Below are 19,020 nucleotides of genomic sequence, written 5' to 3' on the forward strand. Positions count from 1 at the left end.
TCAGCTCCTCTTGCGTCTGCCGATGACGGCTTGGACGTCACCGCCGCGGGTGTGTACGGCGTGACGCAGCGGATCGAGGACGATCTCGCCGAGCTTGCGGTCGCCGACGCTGAGGTGGACGTGTATGGGTTCTCCGGCGCCGGCGCCGAGCATCATGCGGCGGGCGGCTGCGGTGGACGTGCCGTAGCCGGTGAAGCGGCTCCCGGACAGGACCGTGCCGCGCCGTCCACTGGTGGGGGTGCTCATGTTGTTGAGCCGGTGGAACAGGGCCATGCCGTAGCGGCGCACGGCGGCGGCGCGGATGACGTATTCGCCGTTGGACAGCCAGGAGGGAATGCTGTCGGAGGTACTACTGCCGGGCCCGGCCACGAAGCCGCCGTCGGGGAAGGCTTGTACGCGCCCGCCTGCGGCGTAGCCACGCCCCACCGGCCCGCCCTGGGCGCGCAGAGTGGCGGCGGCGTTCTTGGCCGCCTGGTTGGAGCCGCCCGCTGCTTGCACAGAGCGGAAGATCCGCGTGGTCGTGATGGTGATCGACTTGCTTCTCAGAGCGTCGATGGCGCGCTTCAGGGCGCGGGCGTTGGCCTGTGCCGTACCCGTCGGGGCAGTGATTTTGATCTTCTTGCTGCCGGGGATCTTCTTGACGTTGAACCCAGCCGCCCGCAACTCCTTGATGGCCGCTGCCGTGGGGGCCTTGATCGTGATGGTCTTGCCCGGTTTGAGGTCCCGCACCTCTTTGTCCAGGCGGTCGATCTGCTTCGACGACTCAATCGCACCCGGCACGGTGACCTTCGTGCTCGCCGTCGAGGGCAGCCGCGCATAGGTGTCAGTCAGCTCGCGGATCTGCTTGTCCGTGAACCCGGCCGCCTTCATGGTGCGCCTGAGAGCGCCGATGTTCTTCTCCAGGACCGCGTTCCCGGCCTCCTGAGAGCCCATCTGTTCGGACACGGCCTCGGCGTGCGCCATCGCCGCCTTCGCCGCATCCAGGAACGCGCCCTTGACCTCACGGCCCTTCTCGCTGGTGACGTCCAGGCTGGTGCCGTTCTCCTTCACCGCCTCGGTCAGGCCCGCCAGCGACTCACGGAACGAGATCTCACCCTCGGCCGCACTGATCGCCGTGCCGTTGAGGGTCTTCAGCGCGTCCGACAGCTTCTCCGCCTCGGAGCGCTGGTCGGCCATGTCGTCCGCGGTCATCGCCGTCTCGTCGCCGAGGGCGCCCTGAGACTCTGCGGCCAGCTCGGCGTGCGTACCCGACGAGGCGAGAGCCTCGCCGTACTGCGGCAGCAGGGTGTGCAGCTTCTCGACGCTGGTGCCCTGCTCCCTCGCGGCCGCGGCGACCTTCTTGAAGGCCGCCCCGACGACCTCTGTCGATGCCCCGGAGGACACGAGCTCGGCGAGCGCCGCATCGATCGCCTTTACCCGGTCGCGGGCCTCCTCGAGAGGGATCTGCGTCTCCATCAGACCCTCGGTGAGGCCGAGCGTCAAGGAGTTGACGATGTCGGTGGCGCGGGCCTCCCCGCTTGGATGCGCGATACGGGCCACGGCCTCACCGATGCCGTCCAGGTCCGCCCCGAACGTCCTCAGCAGTTCCCCGCTGACCTTGCCGCTCTTGCCGAGCTCAAGGAGCGCATTGGCGGTCCTCGACACGCCAGGCGGAGCATCGGCGAACGCGCCACGTATCTCCTTAGCCGCGTAGCTGATGGCAAGCAGGGCACCGACCACAATCCCGGTACGGGCGAGCATCATGAGGGCGCTGCGGGTCCTGGCCGACGTCCAACCCACCTGCGCCAGTTCACGGCGCAGCGTCAGGGCGCGCGGCAGGACGAGCAGCATGGACGCCGCGACCAGACCGAGGACGCCAACGATGCCGGTCATCGCTCCGGCCGCCTGCTGTACGCCGGGCGGCAGCTGGTTGTAGATGTTCACTGCCCGCGTGACCCACTGCACCATGTCCCGCAGCGCGGCGTTCGCCGCGGACCCAGACTCGATGAGTGCGGTTTCCAGCGCGCTCTTGAGGAGCTCGAGGTCGCCGAGGAGGTGGTCCATCTTCGTGGCGGCGACCGCGGACGCGTACCCCTGATCGTTGACGGCGTCCGTGTACGTCTTCACGCCCTCGGCGCCGTGCTTGTAGAGGATGCCTGCAGCGCGCACGGCGTCGGAGCCGAAGATCACGCCCATGGCGGCATTACGGGCCTCGGGGGTGAGGCCCGAAAACGAATCCTTCAGCCGCTGCGACACCTGCTGCAGGCCCACGAAGTTGCCGTTCGCGTCATACGCCGTGAACCCGAGCTTGTCCATCGTGGCCTGCGCCTCTTTGGACTGCGGGGTGAGCCGCTGCAGCATCACCTTGAATGACGTACCGGCGTCGGAGCCCTTCAGCCCCTCAGAGGCGAACAGAGCCATAGCGCCGGTGGTGTCCTCCAGCGACAGCCCCGTCTGCGCGGCGACCTGCGCCGTCATCTTGAAACTGAGCCCGAGCTGGTGGACGTCCGTCGCGGACTTGTTGGCGGCGGCGGCCAGGACATCGGCGATGTGCCCGACATCCTTGCCCTTCAGCCCGAACACCGTCATGGTGGTCGCGCTGATCTCGGCCGCTTCAGACAGGCCGATCTGCGCCGCCGCAGCGAGGTTGAGGGAGCCCTTGAGGGCGCCGCCCGCGATGTCGGCGACGGCGATACCGGCCTTGGCCAGCTCGAACTCCGCCTCCGCCGCCTGCGTTGCCGAGTAGGCGGTCGTGCGCCCGGCCTCCAGGGCAGCGCTGCGCAGCTTTCCCATCTCGCCCGCAGACGCCTGGGTGACGGCTTTCACCTGCGCCATGGATCGCTCGAACTTCGCCGACGCCGCGACAGCGAATCCGAACGCGGCGACCAGGCCAACGCTGGCGTTCCTGCCCGCGGTCAGCATGGTGCGCTGGTTCTGCGACACCCGGTTCATCGCATCCCCGGTCCGGCGCATGCTCGCGCGGATACGGTTAGCAGTCTGGTTAGTGACCCGCGACGCGTCGTTCATGCGGGCCCGGAACGCCGCGATATTCGCTGTCAGCAGGACGTTGACGGTACGGACGGCCACGGCTCACCCCTTCACGACATGGACGTGCAGGCCGCGGGTGTCGCCGCCGTTCGATTCATGCTGCGTCATCGCACGGGCCGCCGCCGCGCAGGCGTGACAGCGCACCAACTCCCCGCGCCACGCACCCTCGGTGGCCGGGTCAGTGGTTTCGCTCCAGGGCTGGCGGCAGTCCGGGCACGCATCCGCCTCGACCGCGGCCAGGGCCATCGCCCACGCCCGGTCGTCCTCCAACCACAGCGCCTCGCCGGGCTGCGGCCACGCCCTGCCCAGGAAGATCGACCGCGGGACGCCCCAGGCGCGGGCGGTCTCTACTTCTCGGCGGTGTGGGAGGCGAGGATCGCGGAGGCGTGCAACGAGAAAGGGACGGATGTGGCCTCGCCGTTCACCGACCAGGCGGCGCCGATCAGCTCCTCGCGCTGCCCGTGATTGAGCTGCTCGAACAGTTCGTCAACCTGATCTGGGGACATGGCTGGATCGACTGCGGACGCGGCCACCAGCGCCGGGGCCAGCGTGTCCACATCCCACGCCTCCCCCTCCGCCTTCCCTGGATGCTGCGCCACCAGATCCGACCAGGCTTTCGCGCCGAGCGCCCGGAACGTGAACGCCACCTCGGCCTCGCGCATCCGCTCCCGAGCCGCAGCGATCTGCTCCGCCAGGGCCACACCGGGGTTCTCCTCGGCAAGGGACTGTGACGTCCACTGACCCAGCGCCTGCAACTCCCCCTCCAGCCGGTCCACCTCTGCGGCGACATCCCCGGCCAGGCAGATGCGTACCGTGTGCTCCCGCGGCTTCGCCTTGGCGAGGATCTCCGAGATGTCGGGCATCAGGCCGCCACCACCGCAGACGTGTTCGGCTCCGCCCGCAGTTTCATCGGGCTGGTGAACTTGGCGATCTCGTTCGGGGCGGGCGGGATGGTGTTCCGCTCACCGCACTCCACCGGATACACCTCGCACTCCTGCGCCGCAGTCCAGGCGGTGGTGTACGCCAGGATGCGGCGCACCACGAGGTATCCGGTCGTCTGGTAGGTGAGTGTCGTCCACGGCAGGTCGTCGGTGGCGTTGTCGCCGCGCTTGAACGTCACCTCCGGACTGAACCCGCGGCGGCCGACACGCATCGTCGTGAACGTCGACGCCAGCGAGCTGTTGTCGACGTCGGCGGTCTCGGCCGGAATATTCAGACCGTCAGGGGTGATCCGCTCGGTGAAGTCGTCACCGGCATCGAGCTCGGCGACGGTGGGCGCGGCGATGTCAGCGATCGCCGCCACCCAATACACCCGCGTCTTACCATCGTTGATCACATCGGACATGGCGTGCTCCTCCTCGGGGCATGAAAAAAGCCCCGACAGGCGGGGCGAACAGGGGGTGGGGCAGGCGGCGGATCAGATCCGCAGGGCAGCCACGGTGACGCTGGTCACGGCCGAGTACGTCACCGAGGCGAGCCCCGAATCGGCCGGGTCGCCGTACAACTCGACAGGCACAGGGATCATCTGCTCGTCGCTGGCGCCGACGACCACGTCCCGGTCGGCGATCGCCAGCCCTGACACCGTGCCCGGCGTGGCGATCGTCACCGTCATCGGCGACGCGTCCCCGTTGATGACGTGCAGGAACGTGGTACGGCCCGGCTTGAGCTTGTCGCCCCCGCCAGCCGCAGCACTGTAGACGGGGCTGAGCCCGGCAGCCGCAATGTTCTGAACGGTCAGAGTGGCCACGGACAGCCTCCTAGCTGATGGATCGGATCATGAATTGAATGGGGACGAACCACAGCGGCGGACTGACGTCGTCGTCCCGCACAGCCGGAGGCCCGCCCAGTTCCTCCGGCCGGTAGGCGACCCGCCCCGCCACCGTCAGCGGCCCATACAGCGCCGCGCGGACCTTGTCCGCCACCCACAGGCAGCGCTCCTGGTCCGGGCCCACCGCGGTTACCTGCATCAACCCGTCGAAATCGCTGCGCACATCCGCGAGGGACTCCGACACCGACCGGCCCGGCGACATGTGCACCACCGCATACATCCCCGAGTCCGGCACCGGGTCCGGGGCCACGCCCAGCCCCACGACCAAGCCCACGCCCTCCAGGGCCGCTACCACCGCATCCCGGTGTGGCAGCACCGCTGGCGTACTCACCCGCGGCCCATCTGCGTACCGATCGCCGCGACATGCGCCGCGAACGCCGTCGCCTCAGCAGCCAGAGCCCGCGCCCCGTCCATGTGCGGCGGATTCTTCACCGAGCCGAACTCCAGCAGGTTGCCGAGTGCCCCCTGCGGGCGGCCCTTGTCCGGGCCGATCTCTGCCGACGCACCCGCCGGATGCGCACGCATGTCGAAGCTGATGCTGGCCGGGTAGAGGCGAGCGTGACGGCCAGCCGTGGCGGTCGCGTTGGCCCGCCACCCGTTCTTCACATTCAGCGCGCCCCGCCGGACCACCGCCGTCGCCTGCACCTGGGCGCGCACCGCGTTGTGCCGGAACACCGCAGCCAGCTCGTCCAGCTGCCTCGTGTTGGCGTTGATGGTCATGACCGGTCCTCCGCGATGATCCGCCACGCCGTTGCCGTGGCGCTCTCCAGCACGCTCTGCACCCACAGCCGAACCCCGGCCAGCCGCGCATCCGGCGAGGCGGTCACGTCCACCACATCGCCCGGCCTGGGGCGTTCACCCGAGGTCGGCAGTGGCGTCGACTGCGGGATCGTGATCCTGTACTGGCGCAGCCGCAGCTCCTGCTCGCCCGCCTGCACCTCGCTCACGGCGAGCTGCGCGGGCTTCACCCTGGCCTTACCCGTGTAGAAGGTGACGACTGGCGGCCCCGGAATCGTCTGCCCCGTGTCCCGGTCGAAGATGTCGGCGCCCGGCCGGTACAGGGTGATCGTGTCGACCATCAGGGCCTCAGCCTCACGCCGCCCCGATACCAGTGCGGCATCCAGCGCCGTCACGACGGCACCACCGAGAAGGCAGACCGCTTGTACGGGCGCAGATCAGCCTTGTGGCCGCTCGTCAGCGTCGCGTTGCCGATGGTCTCCGACGCGAACGTCCGCGCGTAGTCATCGATGCTGATCGAGCGCAGATTCTCCGGGTTGGAGAGGTTCATGCTGGCCAGGTCGAGGACGATGTCGACGATGTCGTCCGGCACCTCGGCGTAGCCATGGCTGTACGTGAGCCTCACAGTGGGTGCCCACACGCCCTGCTGCTGCCGCCACGGCCAACCCATCGTCCGCGTCGGCGCATACCACGGATAGCCTCGGGTCAGCTCGTTCCCGAGGCGGGTGAAGTCCGTGTCCTCCGTCAGTGTTGTCTCGACACTGCCGGGGACGCTGATCTCCACCACGGTCAGGGAGTGGGTGGCGTCGACGACCAGCGGCCGTTGCGGCACCGCCAGTACCCGGCCTCCACCCGGCACGTCGATGGTGTCGTCTTCGACGAGGGTGATGTCCTGCCGTGTGTAGGAGCGGACGCGGGCCGACGCGCGGCGCAGAGCCAGATCGGCCTGCGCCGTGGACAGCGACCCGGCATCGAGCCGCATAGCGGCCTCAAGGTCGGCCACCGTCGCCAGCGGGGGAAGAGCCACGGCAGCCTCCCCTCAGCCCTCGGCGAGCTTCTTCAGATCGCGGATCAGAGTCGAGCGGGGCTTGTCCCGCGCCTCCTCCGCCGCCAGCGCCTCAATGGCACGCCCGCTGTCCTCGCCGACCCAGGCCAGCACCTCGGCGGCCGTGGTGGCGTCAGCCAGGGACGCGGGCGGCTCTGTCCGACCGTCACCATCTCCCCCGCCTTCCTCCGGCTCGTCGAGGCGGGTGACCTTCTTCGGCGCCCGCTCCAGCAATAGAGCGGCCAGCTCCCCGGACACTTCCTGGCCCTTGGCGAGCCGCACGGACTTGTGCCCGTGGAACACCTTGACGTTCTCGTTGACGACGACGCGCACGAGATCCTCCTCTCCAGAGGCCCCACCCAGCCGGAGCCAGGTGGGGCGTGCGGTCAGTTCGCGGAGTGCTCCAGCAGCACGGAGCGCTTGAACAGAGCCGAGTCACCGTTCGCCAGGCTGTCGCTCGGGACGCCGTAGTCGCCCACCCACGACCAGGTCGTGGCCACGTTCTGCTGGTAGCGGTCCTGCGGCGGGCGCACGATCCGCGCCACGTCCACACCCGGCGACACATTGATCATCGAGATTTCCGGGACATCCGCCACCCCGGTCTCCCGCAGCAGATCCGCCGGATTGTCGAACGGCGCCGCGATCAGCGAACCGCCACCCATCACGATCGGACGGTGAACCGTCGTCGACAGGTCCTCGTACCCGGTCGACGAAGTGGTCAGGTAGGGCACCTCCTCGTTGCGCACCCACACCAGGCCACCGAACACGCCGATCGCCAGATCCCGGTACGTCTGCGAGTCCGCACGCCCCTGGTACAGGTTCTGGAACTCGGAGTCCTCGAAGAGCTGCGACTCCGTCACCGAGTCGATGTGGGCCACATAGTTGCTGCCCTCCGCCGTCGGGACGTGCATGCGCCGCAGTCGCGCCACCGCGGCACGGAAGTCCGAGAACGTGATCAGGTCCCCGGCCGCGAGGTCGAATGCGGTGTCGTTGCCGGTGCCCGCCCGCACCGAGTACGGGGCCTGCGAGGAGATCACCGAGTCGCCGAGCACGTCGACACGTGCCGTACCCAGCGTCAGCGTGCCGGAGCCGACGCCCGTCACCGTGTTGGCGACTCCGTCGATCGTGACGTTCAGCGGGTTGGTGGCCGACACCGCGGTCGGAACGCCGTTGACGAGGACGTGCGTGAACCCGTCCGTGGATGCAACCTCGATCGTGGTATCCGAGGTGCCTGCCGTGCGGCAGTAAGTGCGGCCGCCGGCGTAGCCCGCGTACAGCTTGTTCCGGGCGAGCAGGTTGATGGTCTGTCCGGCGTGGACGCCGAGGCGGCCGACGTCGTTGAGGTACTTCGAGGCCTGCGTCATCTTCGACTGCAGGAGGTCGGTGTCGATGGACTTGCCGTACTGGTCCATCGTCACGGTCCACTGCTCGATGCTGTACGAGCCAGCGGTGGCGTCGGAGCCGGTGGTGGGTGTCGGGTCCGGGGTCATGAGCCCGTTACGGGTCATGATCTTCGTGTCGCCCTTGGCGCCCTGCCACGGCTCGACGTCCGCGATCTGCGGGAACAGCAGCTGCGGCATCAGCGACTCGCGGAACATGCCGTCGAGCAGCCCGTCCTGCATCATCGCCTGAATCGCGGCGGGCAGGGTCGACCGCACATCGTGACGGTCGAGCCGGAACCACGGCTTGGCAGCCGTCAGTGAGGTCATCTCTACTCCTGTGTGATTTCAACGGACACGAGGTCCGGGTACTGCTGGGCGTACTGCTCCAGGCCCAGCAGTGCGGTTTGGGTGATGGCCGTGATGGCGGCACAGACCCGCCCGTCTTCGACGTGACCCTCGTGACCGGTGACCTCAATGGAGGTGCGGCCGTCGCCCAGCAGGGCGCGAACACGGATCATCAGCGAAGGCGGACCCCGTACTCGGCGAGCTTCTTCTTCAGCTCGTCGCGGGGTGCGGTGCGGTAGTCGGTTGGCGGCGGGTCCTTGCGGGTGCCCTGTGACGGGTCCGGCTTCGGCCCCTTCGGCGGCTCGGGCGTGGTGGCCCGCTTCAGGTGCGGCTTGCGCTCCAGAAGATCGGCGAGGTCTGAAGCGATCGCCTCGGCGTCAATGTCGCCGCTGTCGTCGGCGTACCGCGACAGATCCAGGAACGCGGCAGCGTCCTCCGGGTCCGCGAACTCGGCGGCCGCGGCCTTCACCTCGGCACGCACCGCCCGCTGCGTCGCCTTCGTGGCCTGCTCGGCGAGCCGCTCAGCCTTGGCCGTCGCCTTGTCGAGCTCGGACTTGTCGCGGTCCTCGAACTCGGCCACCTTGGCGGCCAGGTCGTCGGCGCGCTTCTTCTCCGCCGCAGCCGCCTTCTTCGCGGCAGCCTTGTCGGCCTTCATGCGCTCCAGGGCCTGCTTGCCCTTGTCGCCGAGCTGGTCGGTGCCGTCAGGATCACCCTCAGGCTCTGGGGCGGGGTCCGGCGCCGGATCGCCCTCGGGCTGCGGCTCCGGCGGATCGGCAGGGTCGGGGTCGTCGTGGCGGGTCAGCCGGAACCAGCCCGCGCCCTGGGCGGCAGACAGCCAGCTGTGTCGTGTGCTCTGCACAGTGATCTCCATTGCGGAGTAGGACCAGGCCGCGCCTTGCGCGCGACCCACAAAGATCGGCTAGCTGATATAGCCGAAGCGCCGAAGCATCCGGATGGCCTCATCCCTGCTCTCGGCGAGCCTGTAAATCTCCTCGGGCATCAGGCGCGGCGTCCGCAGCCTGAACGCCCGCCCGATGTCGGCCGGGGCCTGCCCTCGGGCGATCGCACGGGCCCGCTCGGAGCGGTAGAACGCGCCGCGCGTCGTCGTGCCCTCACGCGTCGCCCGCAGCCGCCTGCCGTAAGCCGACGCCGTCGCCATGCCGCGGCGCGCATTCACGATCGACGTGATGTCCGCGCCGTCACGGATCGCCTGTGCCCCCGCCACCGTGAACAGCCGCTCCTGCTCCCTGCGGGACAGACTGTTGAAGTAGTCGCCAGCGTCCGTCACCAGCCCCCGCCGCGGCGGTACGAGCGCTTCGCCTCGCCCACGCCCGCGGGCGATCAGCGTCGCGGGCATGTGGATGCAGTCGCATCGGGGGTAAATGCCGCTGGAACCCGCGGTTCCAGCCGAACTCCTTCCCAGCGAGGATCGCGCATCTCGCGCAGCACGGCGCCGCAGCGATGCGGATGTACCCCTGGATCGTGCGGCGGCCCGCGATGCCCGCTCCAACCGCCGTGCGGCCCGCGTCAGTGACCTGCGTTGCGGCCATCTTGAGCATCTGGTTGAGGCCCCGCATCATCGCCTCGACGTCACCTAGGCCCGCCGCGATGCTCTGCTTCGTGGTGATGACCGGCAGATACAGCAGGCTGTCGAGCGGACGACCATCCGAGGCGTGCCCGGCGAACGTCGCCGCCCGCACCCGCGCCCCATCCGGCTCGCCCCCGTCCACACGCTCGATCGCGTCGATGTACGGGTCCGCGCGGGCCGCAGCAGCCACCTGCCCGGCCGCCACCGCCTCCACCACCCGCGGCCCCACCAGCGACTCCCACGAGCCCGTCAGATCCCGAGCGTCCAGCTCCCGCCACAGGGCTTGCACCCGGTCCGCGGTACGCCGCGCCAGCGACGCCTGCGCCACGTAGTAGGCCTGCGCCAGCTCCACCGCCGACATCCGCTCCGGAGCCGTCGTCACACCACACCTGCGGGCTCAGAAACCGGATCGTCCTCGTCAGCGTCCTCATCAGGCTGAGGCTTCGGCCCGGCCTCCAGTGCGGCGAGGTCACCGGCCAGAACACGCGACATCGCATCCTGCGCGGCAGCCTCGTCCTGCTGCTCCATGCGCGCGATCTGCGCCTGCGTGTAGCCCATGTCCTCACGCGTCTGCCTGAGCGGCACGATCTTCGCCGTGAACAGCTTGGTCGCCGCGTCGGCTTTCTGCGCGACCGTCGGCGTCGACGCATCCCGCCACACCGTCTCCAACGACAGCACATCCGGATCCCACGCGCCGTCACGGATCCGCAGCACGAGCCGCATGACCTGCTCCCACGCCTCGCCCCAGTCGCGCTGCTTGCGCTCCGCGCGCTTCACCAGCCGCGACTCCGACGAACGGATCGCATCGGCGCTCGCGGGATTCTCCGTGGCATAGCCGAGGAAATGCGGCGGCAGACCCGCCAAGCTCGCGACGAGCCGCGCCAACTGGTTGATCGTGTTGTGGAAGTTCGCAAGATCAGCCTCAGGGAACTGCTCAACGTCGGCGCCATCTTCCTTGCGGTTCTTCTCCGTCGCCCAAATCCGGCCGATGACGCGCGAGAACGCCGACACCCGACGCCCCTGCTCGTCGACGAAGTCCTCCTCGCCGAACCCGAACGCCACCCTGCGCGGCGTCGCGTGATACTCCGCGCTGACCATCATGTCCGTGGCGATCTTGCAGCAGGCATCCGAAAGCGAGATCACGCTCTTGAACTCGCTGACGCCGCCCGGCTTCTTCAGCCTGGGACGGTTCGCCAGCACCACCACCGGCACCTCGCCGAGCCCATGCTCGTCCCTCTCCCGGTCAGGGTCCTCCACCCATACACCGGACCGGTCCTTCACCCACCACGACGTCACATCCGGCAGATACAACGTCGCGTAGTCGACATCCGGCTCACCCTCACGCTCCTCACACCACCGTTTGATGGCTGCCACCACCGCGCCCGTTCGCGGATCATGTTCCGCGAACACATCGAGGGCGCTCTCAACCGTGACGACCGGCGTCTCCGCATCACCCTCACGCGCCCCGACGATCACATACGAGCGGCGCATCACCAGCGCATCCAAATGCCCCTGATGAGACTGCGCATCCAGCCGATTCGCCTGCCAGATCCGCCACAGCTCCGTGTCAGCCTCCGCCTCCTCCGGGAACCGGAAACCCTCCACATCCAGCCGCTCCTCGACCGAGTCGGCCACCAACTGCGGCCAGTTCACCACCACCTGACGGACCCGCTCATCCATCTCCGCCTGCAACTCCGGCGCCATGTAGGACAGCGGCTGCTCGCCCTCGTAATACGAGTCCAGCAGTCGCAGGGCCGGCTTCTCCCGGTCGTGGCAGTCGATCAGGTGCTTCAGCCACTCCAGCTCGGTGCGCTCCACAGCCACCTCGCCTTCATCGCAGGATCAGCATCTTCGACTTCTTCTTCGGACGGGCCAGGCCCGCGGCGATGGCGTCGCAGGCCGCCTCATGTGCGAGGACCGAGACCACAGCGAGGTCGATCTTCTGGGTGTGCGTCGCCTTGCGCAGGACGTACCGCTTCGCCGGCCGCGCGGCCTTGCGCGTGTTCCGCACATGGATGGACGTGGTCTCGCAGCCGTCGTGCCGGAACGTTGTGTCCTTCTTCGTGACGTCCGTCAGCAACTGCTCGCACGCAGCGTGCATCTGCGCAACGCGGTACGTCTGCCACTCAGTGACGCGCTTCTCGCCATAGCGGGCCTGCCATGCCGCCATCTCGCTCGTCCAGTAGGGCGGATCGCCATACATGCGGACCACGTCGAAGCGCTCCATCAGTTCGTCCAGCGCAGCGTCGACCTCCAAGCGCGGCACCTGACCGTCCCAGTCCTCTGGGTCCCAGATACACGGCCGTTTGTCAGGACCGTAGGTGGGGGTGAATTGATAGCCGTCCAGCGTCTCCGCTCGGATCCCGGTCCAGTCGTCGACCTCGGAGCCGTCGAAGCCCAGAACGAGGCGAGTACCGTCCGGCACATCCTCCAGAGCGATGCGGGCGTCCCAACGATCCTGCTGCAGCCAGGTGCCCATACCGGCCGTGATTCGGTTGCCGTAGAAGCGCTCCGCCTCCGCCGGCTCCTTCTCCAGCAGCTCCGCGGCCTCACCCTCGATGGAGTCCAGATCGACATGGTGACTGCCCTGGTACACCGCGGCGTGGATCTTCCGCCGCTCGCTCTTCTTGATGTAGTCCAGGTCCTTGGGTGGCAGCCGGTGATACCGGTAGACGTCCTTGACCTTGGTCTCAGCCGTCTTCTGCGCCACGGAGCTCTCCGTGGGGTCCCAGGCATTCGTCTGCTCCAGCGACCGGCCGGACATGCCCGCCAGGCCGCGCCGCTGAGTGGTCGCCACCTTGGTCATGCCGTTGCCCTCGGCCCAGATCCCCGTCTCGTCCTGCGCAGCGAACGTGATCGGGTTACCCAGGCGGCTCTGCGCCGAGGCCGTGACGACGTCAATACGCCCATCGTTGGGCAGTCGGATGAACTGCTCACCCACCCGCATGACCTCGGAAAGCGGCCCGTTGCGGATCATCTCCTGAAGCGGACGGTAGGTGTTGTCCGTCTGATCCTCAGACGTCGCCGTGATCTGGATTAGCGGCTTGTTCCACGGACGGCCCATCGGCTCACCCGGCTCGTACTCGTACACCCAGCCGCAGCCACACCGGTGATCCGCACACCGGTACCGCTCACCGCCACGCGCCCAGCCGTTGAACAACACCGGGCCGACACCCTCTGCCGCGACGATGGACGCAGCCCAGGGCCCCTTACCGGACTTCTGCGGTGCGACCGCCTGGACACGCCGGTAATGGAACGCAGTCGACAGCTGGCCGAGATCGGCGGTCGGCTTGACCCGGTACAGGTTGGCCGTGATCCGCAACTGCCAGCCGTACATCTCAAACGGCTGCGGCTCGGGGTCGATGCCGCCGACCGATTGGAGACTGCAATGCCGGTGAATCCAGGTCGGGACGATGAACAGCGCGGGGAAGTCGAGGGACCACGTCCCGTCGTCAGCCGCTACCACCGGCTGCCGCCCTCAGCCTGGCCCGCGCGTCGTACACCCCGGCAATCGGGGCCGAACTGGTGCCGGTCGGCGCCTCTTCTTCCTCACGGGGCCGGTCGACACGCCACCGGTTGGCCCGCATCCCCGGCGTCGTCAGCCCAAGGGAGTCGCCCATCTGACGTACCAGCGTCGACAGGTTGACGCGGGAGTCCATCAGCTCGGCCTCGGTCAGACGGCGCACATACAGCGCCACCTCAAGCTCCTGACCAAACCTCTCCCACATTATGGCCTGCGGCTTCCGCCACAAGTCGGCCCACAGCTCGGCTTCCCGGACACTCATCTCCGTCAACGGCCAGTCGGGCGTTGCGCCCTGGCGGCCCTCGGCGGGCAGAATCGTCCACTCGCCGGCGTCCCGCTCACGCCTCAGCGCATTCGGGTCCGGGGCGGGACCGGATCGCGCGCGTGCTCCACCCTTCGCCATATCGATCACTCCAACTGCCGCGTTGCGCGGACAAAGGCCCGTCACCTTGCGTGACAGGCAAGATCGTTCTCGAAGATCAGAACTTGCCCGACCAGGGGCGGCCCTCCCCGGCGGTCCTTCAAGATCTTTCCTAAAGGATCACCCCCCAGTGATCATGACTTAAAGTGACATTGATCTTGGAGAATGATCAAGCGTGATCGTTTAGCTGTTGATCATCAGCCCTTGATCGACGCTGAGTTGATCACAGACCTCGATCACGCAGACAAGACAGCAAGCCGGCGAAGCCAACAGTCCGTCGGGTGACGGCTCGGCTGACCGCTCAGCGCGCGCTCGCCAGGCCGCGCAGCCCCACCCTGACCGCCGCGCTCCAGCCGGCGCCCGCCGCCCGTGCCCGTCGTAGGCCTGCCGCTCACGGCCACCTCGCCCACGACGACTCTTCCCTCGGGCTGGGCGAGCAGTAGGTCGGGGGGTGGCACGGTGCAGGGCTGGGTGCACTCCACCGTCCACACCTGGTCCCGGTCGTCGGGGTCGATCAGCTTGTGGCCGTGCTCGTCCCGCTTGAACTGGCGGTAGCGGATGACCAAGCCGCCTGCCCCGTCCCCTGCCTCCTCTACCTGGAGTGGGGAGGGACGGGATGGCGTGGGCGTGTAGCCCGCTGGGATGCCGGGTGGCACACGGCATCCCAGCGGGTGTTGATGTCGCAGGGGGTGATGGTGAGGGGGTACCGGGGGGTCATCGGTTGAAGCCTCCGGGCTGGTGCTGGGCGGTCTGGCTGCTGTGGCAGGGTCCGCACAGTCCGCGCCCGTGGCGGGGGTCGTTGGGGTCGAGGCCGCGGTCAGCGAGCTCCCGCCTGCTGAGGGGGTGGTGATCGGCGTGGACGCTGGGCGCCTTGCGGCACAGCACGCACATGGGGTCGCGGGCGAGGACTGCGGGCCGGAAGCGGGTCTCGTGCTGCCGGTCGTAGCCGCGCTGCCGTGCCGTACCGCGTCGCTGTTCGGCTTCGCGCCGGTGGTCGGGGCAGCGCCCGCCCTGGTCGGTGTACTCGGGGCAGCCGGGAGTTGAGCACACGCGCCAACCGGTTCGCCTGCCCATGATGCCTCCGTCCCGCTACCTTGGCCGCACCGAACGAGGGGGGTGTCGCGATGAGGCCTTGGATGAAGCGTCTTCTGGCCACTGTGGTGGTCTTGGCGGTTGCTGGTGGCGGTGGCGCGCTGTGGTGGCAGGACCGCCAGGAGCGGCACCGGAGGGAGGCGGCAGAGGCCGTCGAGTCGTTGCGGCTGCAGGAGAGGCTGATGGAGCCTCGCGCGGTGGAGTACCACCTGACGGGTACCGCTGCTGGCGCGGACCTGACGTGGTCGGACGGGTCGGGGCAGGTTGCTCAGGCCACGGGGAAGACGGTGCCGTTGACGGACCGTGCGGGTGCCCCGATGTCGATCGACTTCAAGGCGTCGCGGGGTGCCAGCCTGTACGTCTCGGCGCAGAACACGGGGGCGACGGGCACGGTGTCGTGCCGCATCGTGGTCGACGGGGAGACCGTCGCGGAGAACACGAGCAGCGGCGGGTACGCCACCGTGCCCTGCTCGGCTACTGCTTGACCCCGCCTCGCGCGGTCCAGTCTCCGTCGTCGTCTTGGACGATTTCGATCGCACACTGAGTGCACATCTCGACGGGGCATGGGTCGGCAAGGCGCGTCACTTCGACGCGGTCCTGGTGGTCACACGCGGTCTTCGTCAGGTCTGCCACTGTCGTCCCCCTGATCACGTCCAGGTGCCGGGCGTTCCGCCTGCGATGCACAGGTGCCAGGCGCCCGCCGAGTCAAGCACGACGTCGCCTGCCGTCCACGCGCCTGTGGTTGGCGCTCCGGTGCTGTCCTTGAATCCAGCGAGGCGGATGTTGGTCAGTCCGTTCTTCGCACCGAGCCCAGCGACACCGGTGCCGGAGTCGATGTCGTGGACGTTGTCGAACGGCCCGGTGCCGAACTGGACGCGGCCGATGAGGTGGGGACCTGCGGGTTCCCACCTCATCATGTTCGTCTGGGTGCCGGTGAAGTCTGCGCCAGTCCAGTGGGAGACGAAGACGTCGAGACCCCCGATCTCGAGGTCGAGGCCGCCGCCTGTGACGCGGAACCTGTAGGCGCCAGTGTCGTCGTCCCTGGTGACGGTGAGGTTGGCGCCGTCGACGATGAGGTCACCGGTGAAGGTGGCTCCGGCGAGTGGGGCGAGGGCGGCAAGGGCGGCGGCGAGGCCGGTGATCTGCGCCTGGGTGAGGGTGACCGGGTCGGTGCCGCCTGCCGCGTGTTGGGCGGCGTGCGTGAGGGCTGCCTTGGTGGCGGCCACGGTGTCGGTGTATGCCTCGGCGGCTGCTTGTGCGGCGGCTGCGTCGCCTGCAGCGTCGAAGAGGGCGATGGTGGCCGTGGCGAGCGACGGGTTGGGGTAGGCGCCATCGAGGGCTCCGCCTGCCGGGCCCGTGGGTGGCAGGGACTGGCCGGCGCCGCCCGGCGCGGAGACGGGGGCGAGCTCAGACAGGTCGATGGTGGCGCCGAGGCTGGAGGGCAGGTCGACCCAGTAGGTGCGCCGTTGCCCTCCGGTGGGCTGCTCATCGACGCGCCACCGCCACCCTGCGGGCTGCACGTCGGTGTCGTCGGTGGCGAGTAGGTCGATGCTGAACTGGCCGGACGCGTCGAGGGCCGCGGGTCCGGCGCCGCTGTAGATGGCCTGGTGGGTGGAGTCGACGAGGACGGTGGAGGGGGTGAAGACGACGCGCCCGGTGTGGGCGGCGCCTCCGGCCGGTATGGGGAGGGTGCCGGTGACGGTGATGGTGGTGGCGCCAACAGGGAAGGCCACGAGGCACCTCCTGGGTGGTCATCGCCCGGATTCGAACCGGAGTTACCGCGCCGGGGCCATTCCCGCTCGCACGGGTTCGAGGCGCGTGCACGCGCTCTCTGGGGGCTCGATCCCCACGGTTCACGGTGTCTTGGGCCGCTGGACTACTGATGACCAGACTTGAGGGTCGAACGGTGGAACGGCCGCTGTCTTCGGATTGCAGCCTTACGGCGCCACGTTGCCTAGGACGTGGCGCCGCCACGGGCCTTGCGGTTACCGCATCCCATAGCCACTGCCGGGTGCACCATACGGGAGAGCGGCAGCGCCTCCTGGGACTCTTGTTGGGTGTCCCGCCGCCCGTGACGGGGGTGCGCGGGGCGGCGGGACGTCGGGGCGCCGAACCAGGGGGATGCGCGCCCTGAGCAGGGGGTCAGGCGGCGCGTGCGCCCTCAGGGAGGGGTGGCGGGGCGCCGAGTGTGACTTCACCTGTCCAGTCGTCGACCAGCTTGCGGGGCAGTTCCCGCAGGTCGTAGCGCACGCCTTTACCGTGTCCGTACCGGTNCTGAGCAGGGGGTCAGGCGGCGCGTGCGCCCTCAGGGAGGGGTGGCGGGGCGCCGAGTGTGACTTCACCTGTCCAGTCGTCGACCAGCTTGCGGGGCAGTTCCCGCAGGTCGTAGCGCACGCCTTTACCGTGTCCGTACCGGTGGATGCGGCCTTCGGAGGCCCACCGCCAGATGGTGCCGACGGATCGGCCGGTGTAGACGGCGGCGTCTGCGGCGGTGACGAGCTGGGGGGGCATGCTCACCCCCAGCGGAAATGGCGAAGGGCCGCCCGGTGGGCGGCCCTTAGAGCGCACGATGTCTATACGAGCAGATCATGACTTCGGTGCAAGTGAAGTGTCAAGTGGGGCCTCACCACGACGGCAACGATGCTAGCCGCCCAGGCCATCCACCATCTTGAGCTTGTCGAACTGCCCATCCTCGTCCGTCCACCCCAGACCGCCGATCGCCTTGGCCATGAGCAGCACGGCGTAGTCATCCTCCGAAAGCACCTCGCACGCCCCCGGCCTGCTCTCCACACCCGCCTTGGCCTTCTTCTCCACCGTGTCGAACGCGTCCTTGGCCACGCTCTCGTATCCGGAACGGACCATGTCCGCGAGCGTGGTGTCGAGCGCGTCGACCCGCTCCTCAGCCTCTTTGACGGTCGGCTTGTCTCCGGGCTCACCTCCAGTCTTCTCGGTGAGCGCGACGGCGCAGTCCTTGGCGTTCTCGTCGCCGGACTTTGAGCAGCCGACCGCCCCGGCGGCGAGCAGGCAGGCGGCGAGTACGGCGATGGTGACGCGGCGCATGGGCTCTCCAAGGGTGTGCGAGGCGGGGATGCTATCGGTGTCTGGCGTGACGGTGGGTGAATCTGCCCGATTCGCCCACCGGCTGTCTGTCGCCGCGTCACACTGCCCTGATGGGGGTCAGGTTCGCGGTGTTGGGTGAGACGGAGCGCGAGTGCGCTGAGGCTCTCCGCCTGTTGTGCCGGGTCTTGGGTGCGGTGCCGACGAACTTGCCGGGCCAGATCGCCTCGGACCGGTGGATTGCCCGCGCGGTCCCTACACCGCCCGACCGGGCGGCCGGTGGCAGTAGTGCCAGCGCTCATCGTGCGGCGGGATCCCGACGGGGATCCTGACGTACCACGCTCCGTCGAGGCTGATCAGGTGCGGCGGAATGCCGTCCGCTTCCGGCTCAACGGTCAGGACCTGCCCGTCGCGTGGCCCGCCCTCGATTCCCAGCGTGTACTCCATGTGGGGCTCAACGGCGGGCCGGTGGGTATGGTCACGGCAGCACCCTGGCCGCTTCCATCGGCCGGGGTGCGCTGGCGTGCGGGTCAGGTTCGGGTGGAGCTGGAGCCCCACCAGCGGTCATTTCTCCTTGCTCGGGCGGATCTTCGATGCGGCCCATCCGGCGGCGAGGATCACGCCGACCATCGACAGGCCGATCATCGGCAAGTTCGCGGACACCGCGCCGATGATCCCCATCAGCGTCCCGCCGACGAGTACGACGATCGCGACGACCGCCCCGGTACACACCACGACCACGGCGAGGATCAGGAACGTGATGATGATCAGGCGCTGCAACTCGGGCGGCAGACCCTCACGCTCGGGGAGCTGCACCACGATCGGCTGCGGGTGCGGGGGCTGGCCGATGGTGAAGTGGACGGGTCTGCCGCACTCGTCGTAGACGATGTTCGGCGGCCGGTGGTGGGCGGGAAGGGGGCGCTGCCCGGCCGTGTACGGGTCGGGCAGCCGGTCGGGCAGCTCAGACATCGGAA

Annotated in this window: 26 protein-coding genes; 2 read left to right on the forward strand and 24 right to left on the reverse strand. The window is 68.8% G+C overall.

Translation table 11 applies throughout. The features are described from left to right. The 18 genes from U9R90_RS05130 to U9R90_RS05215 all read right to left on the reverse strand — a co-directional run bounded on the left by U9R90_RS05130 (position 1) and on the right by U9R90_RS05215 (position 13,738). The gene (locus U9R90_RS05130; RefSeq protein WP_411055168.1) at positions 1 to 3,066 is read right to left on the reverse strand and encodes a phage tail tape measure protein; all 3,066 of its coding nucleotides are present in this window, start codon (positions 3,064 to 3,066) and stop codon (positions 1 to 3) included. Positions 3,067 to 3,069: 3 nt separating this feature from the next. Next, positions 3,070 to 3,297 (reverse strand): hypothetical protein, encoded by a 228-nt coding sequence (locus U9R90_RS05135; protein ID WP_411055169.1) that lies wholly within the window; start codon positions 3,295 to 3,297, stop codon positions 3,070 to 3,072. Between the two features lie 77 nt (positions 3,298 to 3,374). Continuing rightward, a complete protein-coding gene (locus tag U9R90_RS05140; RefSeq protein ID WP_411055170.1) occupies positions 3,375 to 3,890 on the reverse strand; it encodes a hypothetical protein in 516 nt (171 codons plus the stop codon). Then, positions 3,890 to 4,372, reverse strand: coding sequence for a hypothetical protein (locus U9R90_RS05145; protein WP_411055171.1), 483 nt, complete (start codon positions 4,370 to 4,372; stop codon positions 3,890 to 3,892). Before U9R90_RS05145 ends, U9R90_RS05140 begins: the two co-directional genes overlap by 1 nt. Before the next feature lie 72 nt (positions 4,373 to 4,444). Further along, the gene (locus U9R90_RS05150; protein ID WP_411055172.1) at positions 4,445 to 4,774 is read right to left on the reverse strand and encodes a hypothetical protein; all 330 of its coding nucleotides are present in this window, start codon (positions 4,772 to 4,774) and stop codon (positions 4,445 to 4,447) included. A 10-nt stretch (positions 4,775 to 4,784) separates the two neighbouring features. Next, entirely contained in the window at positions 4,785 to 5,186 is a 402-nt protein-coding gene (locus U9R90_RS05155) for a hypothetical protein (protein ID WP_411055173.1), read from the reverse strand. Then, positions 5,183 to 5,575, reverse strand: coding sequence for a hypothetical protein (locus U9R90_RS05160; RefSeq protein ID WP_411055174.1), 393 nt, complete (start codon positions 5,573 to 5,575; stop codon positions 5,183 to 5,185). The genes U9R90_RS05155 and U9R90_RS05160 overlap by 4 nt, the downstream gene beginning before the upstream one ends. Further along, positions 5,572 to 5,988: a DUF6093 family protein gene (locus U9R90_RS05165; RefSeq protein ID WP_411055175.1), complete on the reverse strand. Its 417-nt coding sequence runs from the start codon at positions 5,986 to 5,988 to the stop codon at positions 5,572 to 5,574. Before U9R90_RS05165 ends, U9R90_RS05160 begins: the two co-directional genes overlap by 4 nt. Next, positions 5,985 to 6,620, reverse strand: a complete 636-nt coding sequence (locus tag U9R90_RS05170) for a hypothetical protein (RefSeq protein WP_411055176.1) — start codon at positions 6,618 to 6,620, stop codon at positions 5,985 to 5,987. The genes U9R90_RS05165 and U9R90_RS05170 overlap by 4 nt, the downstream gene beginning before the upstream one ends. Before the next feature lie 12 nt (positions 6,621 to 6,632). Next, entirely contained in the window at positions 6,633 to 6,971 is a 339-nt protein-coding gene (locus tag U9R90_RS05175) for a hypothetical protein (protein ID WP_411055177.1), read from the reverse strand. 53 nt (positions 6,972 to 7,024) lie between these two features. Further along, complete coding sequence (locus tag U9R90_RS05180; protein ID WP_411055178.1) at positions 7,025 to 8,347, reverse strand: hypothetical protein; 1,323 nt, start codon at positions 8,345 to 8,347, stop codon at positions 7,025 to 7,027. Between the two features lie 2 nt (positions 8,348 to 8,349). Further along, complete coding sequence (locus tag U9R90_RS05185) at positions 8,350 to 8,538, reverse strand: ribosomal-processing cysteine protease Prp (RefSeq protein WP_411055179.1); 189 nt, start codon at positions 8,536 to 8,538, stop codon at positions 8,350 to 8,352. Then, complete coding sequence (locus tag U9R90_RS05190; RefSeq protein WP_411055180.1) at positions 8,538 to 9,224, reverse strand: hypothetical protein; 687 nt, start codon at positions 9,222 to 9,224, stop codon at positions 8,538 to 8,540. Before U9R90_RS05190 ends, U9R90_RS05185 begins: the two co-directional genes overlap by 1 nt. A gap of 60 nt (positions 9,225 to 9,284) precedes the next feature. After that, positions 9,285 to 9,590, reverse strand: a complete 306-nt coding sequence (locus U9R90_RS05195; RefSeq protein ID WP_411055181.1) for a hypothetical protein — start codon at positions 9,588 to 9,590, stop codon at positions 9,285 to 9,287. Then, positions 9,565 to 10,335, reverse strand: a complete 771-nt coding sequence (locus U9R90_RS05200) for a hypothetical protein (RefSeq protein WP_411055182.1) — start codon at positions 10,333 to 10,335, stop codon at positions 9,565 to 9,567. The genes U9R90_RS05195 and U9R90_RS05200 overlap by 26 nt, the downstream gene beginning before the upstream one ends. Next, entirely contained in the window at positions 10,332 to 11,771 is a 1,440-nt protein-coding gene (locus U9R90_RS05205; RefSeq protein ID WP_411055183.1) for a phage portal protein, read from the reverse strand. Before U9R90_RS05205 ends, U9R90_RS05200 begins: the two co-directional genes overlap by 4 nt. A 13-nt stretch (positions 11,772 to 11,784) precedes the next feature. Then, positions 11,785 to 13,290 (reverse strand): hypothetical protein, encoded by a 1,506-nt coding sequence (locus tag U9R90_RS05210; protein ID WP_411055184.1) that lies wholly within the window; start codon positions 13,288 to 13,290, stop codon positions 11,785 to 11,787. 115 nt (positions 13,291 to 13,405) lie between these two features. Next, positions 13,406 to 13,738 carry a hypothetical protein gene (locus U9R90_RS05215; protein ID WP_411055185.1) on the reverse strand — a complete coding sequence of 111 codons (333 nt, stop codon included), beginning with the start codon at positions 13,736 to 13,738 and terminating at the stop codon, positions 13,406 to 13,408. Between the two features lie 440 nt (positions 13,739 to 14,178). Between U9R90_RS05215 and U9R90_RS05220 the strand changes: the two genes are divergently transcribed. Beyond that, on the forward strand, positions 14,179 to 14,340 hold the full coding sequence (locus U9R90_RS05220) for a hypothetical protein (RefSeq protein ID WP_411055186.1): 162 nt from the start codon (positions 14,179 to 14,181) through the stop codon (positions 14,338 to 14,340). A 271-nt stretch (positions 14,341 to 14,611) separates the two neighbouring features. Here the strand turns inward: U9R90_RS05220 and U9R90_RS05225 are convergent, their stop codons facing one another. Further along, a complete protein-coding gene (locus U9R90_RS05225; RefSeq protein WP_411055187.1) occupies positions 14,612 to 14,971 on the reverse strand; it encodes a holin in 360 nt (119 codons plus the stop codon). A 62-nt stretch (positions 14,972 to 15,033) separates the two neighbouring features. On the opposite strand from U9R90_RS05225, the gene U9R90_RS05230 reads away from it, so the two are divergent. Further along, positions 15,034 to 15,474 carry an MmpS family transport accessory protein gene (locus U9R90_RS05230; protein WP_411055188.1) on the forward strand — a complete coding sequence of 147 codons (441 nt, stop codon included), beginning with the start codon at positions 15,034 to 15,036 and terminating at the stop codon, positions 15,472 to 15,474. Positions 15,475 to 15,636: 162 nt separating this feature from the next. On the opposite strand, the gene U9R90_RS05235 is transcribed toward U9R90_RS05230, so the two are convergent. The 5 genes from U9R90_RS05235 to U9R90_RS05255 all read right to left on the reverse strand — a co-directional run bounded on the left by U9R90_RS05235 (position 15,637) and on the right by U9R90_RS05255 (position 19,015). Further along, complete coding sequence (locus tag U9R90_RS05235; protein ID WP_411055189.1) at positions 15,637 to 16,722, reverse strand: hypothetical protein; 1,086 nt, start codon at positions 16,720 to 16,722, stop codon at positions 15,637 to 15,639. A gap of 553 nt (positions 16,723 to 17,275) precedes the next feature. Further along, the gene (locus U9R90_RS05240) at positions 17,276 to 17,500 is read right to left on the reverse strand and encodes a helix-turn-helix domain-containing protein (RefSeq protein ID WP_411055190.1); all 225 of its coding nucleotides are present in this window, start codon (positions 17,498 to 17,500) and stop codon (positions 17,276 to 17,278) included. Positions 17,501 to 17,632: 132 nt separating this feature from the next. Next, positions 17,633 to 18,049: a hypothetical protein gene (locus U9R90_RS05245; protein WP_411055191.1), complete on the reverse strand. Its 417-nt coding sequence runs from the start codon at positions 18,047 to 18,049 to the stop codon at positions 17,633 to 17,635. A gap of 252 nt (positions 18,050 to 18,301) precedes the next feature. Next, positions 18,302 to 18,493, reverse strand: a complete 192-nt coding sequence (locus U9R90_RS05250; protein ID WP_411055192.1) for a hypothetical protein — start codon at positions 18,491 to 18,493, stop codon at positions 18,302 to 18,304. Between the two features lie 117 nt (positions 18,494 to 18,610). Further along, on the reverse strand, positions 18,611 to 19,015 hold the full coding sequence (locus U9R90_RS05255; RefSeq protein WP_411055193.1) for a hypothetical protein: 405 nt from the start codon (positions 19,013 to 19,015) through the stop codon (positions 18,611 to 18,613). Between the last annotated feature and the right edge of the window lie 5 nt (positions 19,016 to 19,020).

Source organism: Streptomyces sp. E11-3 (genome assembly GCF_046540415.1).
Taxonomy (GTDB): Bacteria; Actinomycetota; Actinomycetes; order Streptomycetales; family Streptomycetaceae; genus Streptomyces.